The sequence below is a fragment of the Cellulomonas bogoriensis 69B4 = DSM 16987 genome (assembly GCF_000767165.1).
Lineage (GTDB): Bacteria > Actinomycetota > Actinomycetes > Actinomycetales > Cellulomonadaceae > Actinotalea > Actinotalea bogoriensis.
In genome coordinates this window covers 1-1,827 of the sequence record NZ_AXCZ01000299.1, presented here as the reverse complement: position 1 = coordinate 1,827, position 1,827 = coordinate 1, and the positions used below count along the sequence as shown (strand labels likewise).

Below are 1,827 nucleotides of genomic sequence, written 5' to 3'. Positions count from 1 at the left end.
CCCGAGCCTGGGGTCGGGCCGTCGGCACCGCCCGAGCCTGCGGGCCCGTCCGGGTCGGACGTCCGGTGAGCGAGGCCGGGACCCCCGGCCGTCTCGGTGTGGGGGTGGTGGGTGCGGGGCGCGTGGGTGCGGTGCTGGGCTCGGCCCTGCGCGCCGTGGGCCATGCGGTGGTCGGGGCCAGCGGGGTGTCCGAGGCCAGCCGGGAACGGATCGCGACGATGCTCCCCGGGGTGCCGCACCTGGAGGTCCAGGAGGTGGTGGAGCGTGCCGAGCTGGTGCTGCTCACCGTGCCGGACGACGCCCTCGGTGACCTGGTGCGGGGCCTGGCCGAGGTCGGTGCCTGGCAACCGGGCCAGATCGTCCTGCACACCTCCGGTGCGCACGGCACGCAGGTGCTCGCCCCGGCCCGCGGTGCAGGTGCGATCCCGTTGGCGGTGCACCCGGCGATGACGTTCACGGGGACGTCGCTGGACCTTGCCAGGCTGGTGGGCTGCTCGTTCGCGGTCACCGCCCCTGCCCCCGTCCTGCCGATCGGCCAGGCCCTGGTGGTGGAGGTGGGTGGGGAGCCGGTGGTCCTGTCCGAGGACGTCCGGCCCCTCTACCACGCGGCTCTGGCCCACGGGGCGAACCACCTGGTGGTGCTCGTGGAGCAGGCCGCCCAGGCGCTGGCAGCGGCGGGTGTCCCGGCACCCGGGCGGGTGCTGGCCCCGCTGCTCACGGCTGCGCTGGACGGTGCCGTGAGGCACGCCGACACGGCCGCCGCATCCGCACTCACCGGCCCGGTGGTGCGCGGGGACGCCGGGACGGTCGCGGCGCACGTGCGCGAGCTGACCGCCCTGGCGGTGCAGGAGGTCGAGGCGGCCGACGTGGTGGACTCCTACCGGTGCCTGGCCCGCGCCGCGGCGCGACGCAGCGTCGCCTCCGGCCGGCTGGGGACCGGTGACGCCCAGCGGGTGCTGGACGTGCTCGAGGGCCCCGACCCTCAGGAAGGTGGCTCGTGGACGTGACGACCCGTTCCCACCGGGCGCCGGCGACCGTGGTCGCCCGCACCCGGGACCAGCTGGCCCACGCGCTGGACCGCCACCGCGGTCGCAGCCGCGCGGTCGTGATGACCATGGGCGCGCTGCACGAGGGGCACCTGACGCTCGTGCGTGAGGCACGGGCCCGCGCCGACGTCGTGGTCGTGACGGTGTTCGTCAACCCCCTGCAGTTCGGGCACGGTGAGGACCTCGACAGCTACCCCCGTGACCTCGAGGGCGACCTCGCGTTGCTGCGCGGCCTCGACGGCCCGGACGGACCGGGCGCGGACGTGGTGTTCGCACCGTCCGCCGCCGAGGTCTACCCGGGTGGTGAGCCGCTGGTGACCGTCGACGCCGGCCCGGTGGGCCGGGTGCTGGAGGGGGCGCACCGGCCGGGGCACTTCGACGGAGTGCTGACCGTGGTGCTCAAGCTCCTGGGCATGGTGCGGCCGGACGTGGCCCTGTTCGGGGAGAAGGACGCCCAGCAGCTGGTCGCGATCCGCCGCATGGTCACCGACCTCGAGGTCGGGGTGGAGGTCGTGGGTGTGCCCACGGTGCGGGACGCGGACGGTCTGGCGATGTCGTCGCGCAACACCTACCTGGACCGGGAACAGCGGACCACCGCCCTGGCGTTGTCACAGGCGTTGGGGGCTGCCCGGATGGCGGCCCAGGCCGGCTCGGACGTCACCCGGGTGCACCGTGCCGCCGTGGACCGGCTCTCCCAGGAGGCCGGGCTCGTGGTGGACTACGTGGCGCTGGTGGACCCGGTGACGTTGGCCGAGCTCCCCGACGGGTACGGCGGTACGGC

General features: G+C 75.5%; 2 protein-coding genes. Both read left to right on the top strand.

The features are described 5' to 3' along the window. Positions 1-65: 65 nt before the first annotated feature. Positions 66-1,007 carry a Rossmann-like and DUF2520 domain-containing protein gene (locus N869_RS18020; RefSeq protein ID WP_035062922.1) on the top strand — a complete coding sequence of 314 codons (942 nt, stop codon included), beginning with the start codon at positions 66-68 and terminating at the stop codon, positions 1,005-1,007. Then, on the top strand, positions 998-1,827 hold an 830-nt coding region (gene panC / locus N869_RS14805), incomplete at its 3' end, for a pantoate--beta-alanine ligase (protein ID WP_052105632.1). The genes N869_RS18020 and panC, both read left to right, overlap by 10 nt.